Here is an 8,390-nt window from a genome sequence, read left to right as displayed (position 1 = left end):
CCCCGGGCCCGGTGGGGGGCCGGGGGGGCGCGGGGGGCCCCACACGGGGGGCGCCGCCGCCGGTGAGGGCGTGGTCGGTGGGGGGCGTGGTCGGTCGCCGGGCGCGACCTGGCACGCTAGAGACCCGGGACCGGCACCATGCGGGGTCCCGCGCGCCGAGGTCGGCGCGGTGATCGGACGAAGGTGGACACGGTGATGGCAGAAGGCGGACTCGGGCGCAGCGGACCCTTCCAGGTCGGGGACCGGGTGCAGTTGACCGACGCCAAGGGCCGCAAATACACCGTGGTGCTCGAGGCGGGCAAGGAGTTCCACACCCATCGCGGCGGAATCGTGCACGACGCGCTGATCGGCGCGGACGAGGGTTCGGTGGTGACCTCCACGAACGGCACCCCGTATCTGGCGTTGCGACCGCTGCTGGTCGACTACGTGCTCTCGATGCCGCGGGGCGCGCAGGTGATCTATCCGAAGGACGCAGCGCAGATCGTGCACGAGGGTGATGTGTTCCCCGGTGCGCGGGTGCTCGAGGCGGGCGCCGGATCGGGGGCACTGACGTGCTCGCTGCTGCGGGCCGTCGGCCCGGAGGGCACCGTCATCTCGTACGAGGTGCGCGACGACCACGCGGTCCACGCGGTGCGCAATGTGGAGACGTTCTTCGGGGAGCGGCCCGCCAACTGGAATCTGACGCTCGGGGATGTCGCCGACTACGACCTCGAGGCGCACGGACACGTCGACCGGGCGGTGCTGGACATGCTCGCGCCGTGGGATGCGCTGCCGGCGGTGGCCGACGCGCTGGTACCGGGCGGGGTGCTGATCGTGTACGTGGCGACGGTGACGCAGTTGTCGAAGGTGGTCGAGGCGATGCGGGAGCAGGCGTGCTGGACCGAGCCGCGCTCGTGGGAGTCGATCGTGCGGGGCTGGCACGTGGTGGGGTTGGCCGTGCGCCCGGAGCATCGGATGCAGGGGCACACGGCGTTCCTGGTGTCGGCGCGCAAACTCGCCGAGGGCACCGTCACCCCGAAGCCGCAGCGCCGGGCCGGTAAGGGCTGACCCAGCGGCTGCGAGTCCGTCGGGCCCGGAGCCCGACGGGCCGGGGCGCGATTATGCGCAGGTGATCCGGCCCATTTCTAGGATCGAGCAGGCGGCGTCGTCGTCGAGGACCCAGCGGCCGTCGTCGGTGCGGCTGAATTGCAGAGGCATCGGGGCGCCGCCGTGTGGGCCGGCGACCTCGGTGGTCGCGGTGACGGTGTCGTCGTCGACGACGGTGACCTCGCCGACGGTGCCGGTGAGCGGATAGCCGGCGAGCACACCCGTGAACTGATCGAGTTCGGCGCGGTGCTCGTCGCCGTCCTCGACGACGGCGACGCGGTCGTCGGTGCTTGCGGCGGGGTCGAAGAACACGTCCACCGGCTGCTGCAGGACCGCCGCGTCGACCGGGGCCGCCGCGGTGGCAGTCGTCGTGGTGGCGGTGGTGGTCGCGCTCGTCGCTGTGCTGTCGGTGGTGGTGTCCGACGACGAGTCGGAGCAGGCGGGCAGGAGTGCCACGGCCGCCCCCGCGGCGGCGGCCAACAGGGTTCGGGTGGTCACGGAGTGGGTCCTTTCGGGACAAGGGACGAAACAGATAGTTAGGTTAGCCTAACAGCGTTGACCGGGTGCCGAGGAGGTGCCGGTCGAGCACACCGACACCCGTTCGGTACCCGACGATTTCGTGTCGTCGTACACATTCGGCCAACGCCCGGTAGCGTGGAATAACCACATGGAGGGAGTCGCTCATGAACTCACAGAATCCGGATGCGGTTGCGGCGGCACGGGAGATCGAAGAGATGCGCGCGGAGGTTGCCACGCTGCGCCGCATGCTCGCCGAACCGTCCGATCGGGTACGCGACCTCGAAGCCCGCCTCGAGTCCCTCACCGTGCGCAACGGCAAGCTGCTCGAGACCCTCAAGGACGCCCGCCAGCAGTTGATCACGCTGCGGGAGGAAGTCGACCGGCTCGGACAGCCGCCCAGCGGCTACGGAGTGATGCTCGAGACCTACGACGACCACACCGTCGACGTGTTCACCTCGGGCCGCAAGATGCGGGTGGCGGTGTCGCCGAATCTCGAACTCGACGACTTCCGTCCCGGGCAGACCGTACGGCTCAACGAAGCTCTGACCATCGTCGAAGCAGGCGAGTTCGAGCGCGTCGGCGAGATCACCACCTTGCGCGAACTGCTCGACGACGGGCGCCGCGCGCTGGTGGTCGGGCACGCCGACGAGGAACGCGTCGTGTGGCTGGCCGCGCCCCTGGCCGCCGCGGCGGCCCGCACCCTCGACCCGGCGAGCACCTCGAACACCGACGAGACCGACGGGCCGGACAACTTCAAGCTGCGGCCGGGCGACTCCCTGCTGGTCGACAGCAAGGCCGGGTACGCCTTCGAACGCGTACCGAAGGCCGAGGTAGAAGACCTGGTGCTCGAGGAGGTGCCGGACGTCGACTACGGCGACATCGGTGGCCTGGGCCGGCAGATCGAGCAGATCCGCGACGCGGTGGAACTGCCGTTCCTGCACAAGGACCTGTTCCACGAGTACGCGCTGCGGCCCCCGAAGGGCGTGCTGCTGTACGGGCCGCCCGGCTGCGGAAAGACGCTGATCGCCAAGGCGGTCGCGAACTCTCTCGCGAAGAAGATCGCCGAGGCCCGCGGCGAGGATTCCAAGGACGCCAAGTCCTTCTTCCTCAACATCAAGGGCCCCGAACTGCTCAACAAGTTCGTCGGCGAAACCGAGCGGCACATCCGGATGATCTTCCAGCGGGCGCGGGAAAAGGCGTCCGAGGGCACTCCGGTGATCGTGTTCTTCGACGAGATGGATTCGATCTTCCGTACCCGCGGCTCGGGGGTGTCCTCCGATGTGGAGACCACCGTCGTGCCACAGTTGCTCAGCGAGATCGACGGCGTCGAAGGACTCGAGAACGTCATCGTCATCGGCGCGTCCAACCGCGAGGACATGATCGACCCGGCGATCCTGCGGCCCGGCCGGCTGGACGTGAAGATCAAGATCGAGCGGCCCGACGCGGAAGCGGCACTCGACATCTTCTCCAAGTACCTCACCGAGACCCTGCCGGTGCACGCCGACGACATCGCCGAATTCGGCGGCGATCGCGCCGCGTGCATCCGGGCGATGATCGAACGAGTCGTCGACCGCATGTACGCCGAGTCGGAGGAGAACCGCTTCCTCGAGGTCACCTACGCCAACGGCGACAAGGAAGTCCTGTACTTCAAGGACTTCAACTCCGGCGCGATGATCCAGAACATCGTCGACCGCGGCAAGAAATACGCGATCAAATCGGTGCTCGAGACCGGCGCGCCGGGTCTGCGGGTGCAGCATCTGCTCGACTCGATCGTCGACGAGTTCGCGGAGAACGAGGACCTGCCCAACACCACCAACCCGGACGACTGGGCCCGGATCTCGGGCAAGAAGGGCGAACGCATCGTCTACATCCGCACGCTGGTCACCGGCAAGAACGCCAGCGCCAGCCGGGCGATCGACACCGAGTCGAACACCGGTCAGTACCTGTAGGAACACAGAGAGTTCCGATCGGCACCGAGGGGGGGGGGGGGGGCCCCCCCCCCCCCCCCCCCCCCCCCCCCCCCCCACCGGCTCGGCGTCCCGACGCCGCGCGCACCCGCATCGCCTAGGCTCGACGCTATGCAGCGGATCATCGGTATCGAGGTCGAATACGGGATCTCTTCGCCTCACGACCCCACAGCGAACCCGATTCTCACCTCCACCCAGGCGGTGCTCGCCTATGCCGCCGCCGAAGGGGTGCCACGCGCCAAGCGCACCCGCTGGGACTACGAGGTGGAATCCCCCCTCCGCGACGCCCGCGGCTTCGATCTGGGCCGGTTCAACGGTCCCGCCCCGGTGATCGACGCCGACGAGGTCGGTGCCGCGAACATGATCCTCACCAACGGGGCCCGACTGTATGTCGACCACGCCCACCCCGAATATTCCGCGCCCGAAGTGGCCGACCCGCTCGACGCGGTGATCTGGGACAAGGCCGGCGAGCGGGTGATGGAAGCCGCCGCCCGGCACGCGTCGAGCGTGCCCGGCGCACCGCGACTGCAGCTGTACAAGAACAACGTCGACGGCAAGGGCGCCTCGTACGGCACCCACGAGAACTACCTGATGGCACGGCAGACCCCGTTTTCGTCGATCGTGGCGGGCCTGACCCCGTTCTTCGCCTCCCGGCAGGTGATCTGCGGGTCGGGCCGGGTCGGGATCGGCCAGAACGGCGACGAGGCCGGGTTCCAGCTGTCGCAGCGCTCCGATTACATCGAGGTCGAAGTGGGTCTGGAGACGACCCTCAAGCGCGGCATCATCAACACCCGCGACGAACCGCACGCCGACGCCGACAAGTACCGGCGCCTGCACGTGATCCTCGGCGACGCCAACCTCGCGGAGATGTCGACATACCTCAAGGTAGGCACCACGGCGCTGGTCCTCGACCTGATCGAAGCGGGCGTGGACCTGAGCGACCTGCAGCTCGCTCGCCCGGTGACCGCCGTGCACCACATCAGCCACGATCCGACACTGCGCAAGACCGTCGCGCTCACGGACGGCCGGGAACTGACCGGGCTGGCACTGCAACGGATCTACCACGAGCGGGCCGCGCGGTTCCACGACGGCACCGACGACAAGCGCATTCTCGACATTCTCGAGAAGTGGGCGATGGTGCTGGACCTGCTCGAACGCGACCCGATGGAGTGCGCGGATCTGCTGGACTGGCCGGCGAAGCTGCGGTTGCTCGAGGGATTCCGGCAGCGCGAGAACCTGGCGTGGTCGGCTCCGCGACTGCACATGGTGGACCTTCAGTACTCCGACGTGCGACTCGACAAGGGGCTCTACAACCGGCTCGTCGCGCGGGGTTCGATGCAGCGGCTCGTCACCGAACAGCAGGTGCTCGACGCGGTGCACACCCCGCCGTCGGACACCCGGGCCTACTTCCGCGGCGAGTGCCTGCGCCGGTTCGGCGCCGACATCGCCGCCGCGAGCTGGGATTCGGTCATCTTCGATCTCGGTGGGGAATCGCTGGTCCGCATCCCCACCCTCGAACCGTTGCGGGGCAGCCGCGCCCACGTCGGGGAACTGCTCGACAATGCGCAGTCGGCCGCCGAACTGGTCGATCAGCTCACGCACTGACCGCGACCCACCGGGACGGTACGCACGCGAGCCTCGTCGTGTCGTCGCCCCGGAGGGGTGCGGCTCGGTAGGGTGGGGGTCTGAAGTAGCGGTGGCCTCACCGATCGTCGACCGGTGACGGGAATCGCACGGATACAGGAGGAGGTCGGCGGCTATGGCGCAAGAGCAGACCACACGCGGTGGCGGCGGAGACGACGACGAGGGCGTCGGCGACGGCGGTGCCGGTCAGGAACGTCGCGAGAAGCTCGCTTCGGAAACCGACGATCTTCTCGACGAGATCGACGACGTGCTCGAGGAGAACGCCGAGGACTTCGTGCGGGCATACGTACAGAAGGGTGGCCAGTGACAGCGGACCGGTCGTCGTTTTCTTCTCGCGGGGGTGCCCCCCCCCCGGCCCCCCCCCCCCCGCGTCACCTCTGTCCTCGTTTTCCGATCACCTGCGGATCCACGCTCCGGAGCTGCTGCCGGAGAACCGGTTCCGGTTCGAAGCGGCTGACCGGGTGGACATGGCTCCGCACGGCACCACGATCGTCGCGCTCACCTTCGCCGGTGGTGTGCTGATCGCCGGGGACCGGCGGGCCACCATGGGCAGCATGATCGCCTCCCGCGACGTGCAGAAGGTGTTCGTCACCGACTCGTACTCGGCGGCGGGTATCGCCGGTACCGCCGGGCTGGCGGTCGAATTGGTGCGGTTGTTCGCGGTCGAACTCGAGCATTACGAGAAGATCGAGGGCGTACCGCTGACCTTCGACGGCAAGGCCAACCGCCTCTCGTCGATGGTGCGCGGCAACCTCGGTGCGGCCATGCAGGGCCTGGCCGTGGTGCCGCTGCTCGTCGGATTCGATCTGGACGCGACCGACGCGATGCGCGCCGGCCGGATCGTGTCGTACGACGTGGTCGGCGGCCGCTACGAGGAACGTGCCGGGTACCACGCGGTGGGGTCCGGATCGTTGTTCGCCCGGTCCTCGCTCAAGAAGCTGTACCGGGCGGAGGCAGACGAGCCGGCAGCGTTGCGCAACGCGGTGGAGGCGTTGTACGACGCGGCCGACGACGACACCGGTACCGGGGGTCCGGACACCACCCGCGGGATCTATCCGACCGCGGTGGTGATCACCGCGGCGGGCGCCGTGGAGGTGCCCGAGGAAACGTTGTCCGCGCTGGCCCGGGAGATCGTGGCCGAACGTACCGCTGGAGGTGACCTGTGACGCTTCCCTACTATGCGTCCGCCGAGCAGATCATGCGCGATCGCTCGGAGCTCGCGCGCAAGGGCATCGCCCGGGGCCGCAGCGTGATCGCGCTGATCTACTCCGAGGGCGTGCTGTTCGTCGCGGAGAACCCGTCGAAGGCACTGCACAAGATCAGCGAGCTGTACGACCGGCTGGGGTTCGCCGCGGTGGGCAAGTACAACGAGTTCGAAAGCCTGCGCCGGTCCGGCATCATGCACGCCGACATGCGCGGCTATTCGTACGACCGGCGGGACGTGACGGGGCGGGCACTCGCGAACGCCTACGCGCAGACCCTCGGGTCGATCTTCACCGATCAGCCCAAGCCGTTCGAGGTGGAGATCTGTGTGGCGGAGGTGGCTCGCGCCGAGGGGGACGAGGTGTCGCAGCTGTACCGGATCACCTACGACGGGTCGATCGTCGACGAGCCGCAGTTCGTGGTGATGGGGGGCAACACCGAACCGATCCTCACGGCGTTGCGGTCGTCGTACCGTCCCGGGATGTCGCTCGAGGACGCCGTGGGCGTGGCGGTGCGGGCCCTGCAGCAACCGGTCGGAAACGACGCGACGCCGCGGGCTCTGGGCCGCGGCGAACTCGAGGTCGCGGTGCTCGAGAGGGCGCGGCCACGCCGGGCGTTCCGCCGGATCTCCGGGGCCGCGCTCGAGGCACTGCTGCCTGCCGGTACCGAATCCGGCACCGGCGAGTCCGGGGCAGAGGAGTCCGGGGCGGGGGAGTCCGACTCCGGCCCGGACGGCACGTCGAGTCAGAGCGCGGACTGATCGGCCGGCGGCCGGTACACCCGCAACGCGGACGGTAGCGCCCGGAAACCGAAGACGGTGCCGTCGCCGGGCGCTTCTCCGTCGGTGGCCAATGCCACGGCGGGTCCCTCGACGCGCACCGTCAGGGTGGCGGTGTCGTACTGCCGGTACACCGGGGACGCCCCGAGTGTGCCGGTGGCCGCGGCGTAGATCAGCCGCACCCGCGACCAACGGCGATCCGCGCTCAGATACCGGACATCGAGGGTGCCCGTGTCGAGCGCCGTCCGCGACATCGGCACCTGGTCACGGGGCGTGTACCGGCCGTTTCCGGCGAACAGCAGCCACCAGGCCGCCGGGGCGCCGTCGAGCCGGCCCCGCATCGGTTTCGCGGTCCGCAACACGTCGATCATCGCCAGTGCCGCCGCCGGCCACTTGCCGATGCGCGGTTCCCACCGTTCCCGCAGCCGCACGGTGTCGGGATAACCACCGATGCCGGCGGTGTTGACAAACACGCGGGTGCTGGTGCCGGCCGCGCCCGTGACCGTGACCTCGCCGAGTCCGACCGCGATGGCGTGCCCGCCGGTCACCGCCCGCATCGTGGCGGCGTGATCGTCGGAGCCGAGATCCCGGGCGAAATGATTCAGGGTGCCCCCGGCGAACACCGCCAACGGCAGGTCGTGTGCCCGTGCCGCAGCCGCGACCGCGGCGACGGTGCCGTCGCCGCCGCACACTCCCAGGGCCCGGGGCCGGTGGGTGGCGACGAGTGTGTCGAGTTGACCGGCCGGGTCGGTGTCGGTGTCGAGCGCGATCTGCTCGGCGCGCGGAAGTCCCTGCCGCAACAACTCCGCGGTCTCGTCGCTGCTCCCGGCACCCGGATTGACCACCAGCAGTAAGCCGTCGCCGCCGTCGAGGGCGGGCGCGGCGACCACGGTGCGGACCGCGGCGGGCTCGTCGTCGCGCCCCCCCCCCCCCCCGCGCGGCGGCCACCCCCCCCCCCCCCCCCGCCCCCCCCCCCCCCCCCCCGCCGGGCGAGCCCGGGCCCCCCCGGGGCGCCCCCGCCGCGGCCGCGGCCGCGTGCCCGGACGGGAACGACGAGGACCGCGGGGTCGGCACGATCCGGCGGGCGAACTTCGGGTCGGTGCGCGCCGGGGGACGCCGCCGCCGCCCCACCGGGTTCTGGCCCCCCGCGGGCGGCCCCCTGGCCCCCCCCCCCCCCCCCACTCCCCCGCCGG

At 70.1% G+C, this 8,390-nt stretch carries 8 protein-coding genes; 6 read left to right on the top strand and 2 right to left on the bottom strand.

Annotated elements, in window-relative coordinates:
* The first annotated feature begins 195 nt into the window (after positions 1-195).
* On the top strand, positions 196-1,047 hold the full coding sequence (locus TVH25_RS19765) for a tRNA (adenine-N1)-methyltransferase (RefSeq protein WP_169622271.1): 852 nt from the start codon (positions 196-198) through the stop codon (positions 1,045-1,047).
* A gap of 51 nt (positions 1,048-1,098) precedes the next feature.
* Here TVH25_RS19765 and TVH25_RS19760 read toward each other — a convergent pair whose 3' ends face one another.
* On the bottom strand, positions 1,099-1,584 hold the full coding sequence (locus tag TVH25_RS19760; protein WP_422425280.1) for a nuclear transport factor 2 family protein: 486 nt from the start codon (positions 1,582-1,584) through the stop codon (positions 1,099-1,101).
* A 185-nt stretch (positions 1,585-1,769) separates the two neighbouring features.
* Here TVH25_RS19760 and arc point away from each other — a divergent pair, with 185 nt between their 5' ends.
* The 5 genes from arc to prcA all read left to right on the top strand — a co-directional run bounded on the left by arc (position 1,770) and on the right by prcA (position 7,179).
* Entirely contained in the window at positions 1,770-3,554 is a 1,785-nt protein-coding gene (gene arc / locus TVH25_RS19755; RefSeq protein WP_422425279.1) for a proteasome ATPase, read from the top strand.
* A 129-nt stretch (positions 3,555-3,683) separates the two neighbouring features.
* Positions 3,684-5,177: a depupylase/deamidase Dop gene (gene dop, locus TVH25_RS19750; protein ID WP_169622274.1), complete on the top strand. Its 1,494-nt coding sequence runs from the start codon at positions 3,684-3,686 to the stop codon at positions 5,175-5,177.
* 154 nt (positions 5,178-5,331) lie between these two features.
* Positions 5,332-5,523, top strand: a complete 192-nt coding sequence (locus TVH25_RS19745) for a ubiquitin-like protein Pup (protein ID WP_296549362.1) — start codon at positions 5,332-5,334, stop codon at positions 5,521-5,523.
* Positions 5,524-5,593: 70 nt separating this feature from the next.
* Positions 5,594-6,382, top strand: coding sequence for a proteasome subunit beta (prcB, locus tag TVH25_RS19740; protein ID WP_422425281.1), 789 nt, complete (start codon positions 5,594-5,596; stop codon positions 6,380-6,382).
* Positions 6,379-7,179, top strand: a complete 801-nt coding sequence (gene prcA, locus TVH25_RS19735; protein WP_422425278.1) for a proteasome subunit alpha — start codon at positions 6,379-6,381, stop codon at positions 7,177-7,179. The genes prcB and prcA overlap by 4 nt, the downstream gene beginning before the upstream one ends.
* Here the strand turns inward: prcA and TVH25_RS19730 are convergent.
* Positions 7,164-8,087, bottom strand: a complete 924-nt coding sequence (locus TVH25_RS19730; RefSeq protein ID WP_422425277.1) for a diacylglycerol/lipid kinase family protein — start codon at positions 8,085-8,087, stop codon at positions 7,164-7,166. The genes prcA and TVH25_RS19730 overlap by 16 nt on opposite strands.
* Between the last annotated feature and the right edge of the window lie 303 nt (positions 8,088-8,390).

The organism is Rhodococcus sp. 7Tela_A2 (assembly GCF_049311045.1).
Taxonomy (GTDB): Bacteria; Actinomycetota; Actinomycetes; order Mycobacteriales; family Mycobacteriaceae; genus Rhodococcus.
The sequence above is the reverse complement of the archived record's forward strand: the minus strand, read 5'-3'. Positions and strand labels throughout refer to the sequence as shown.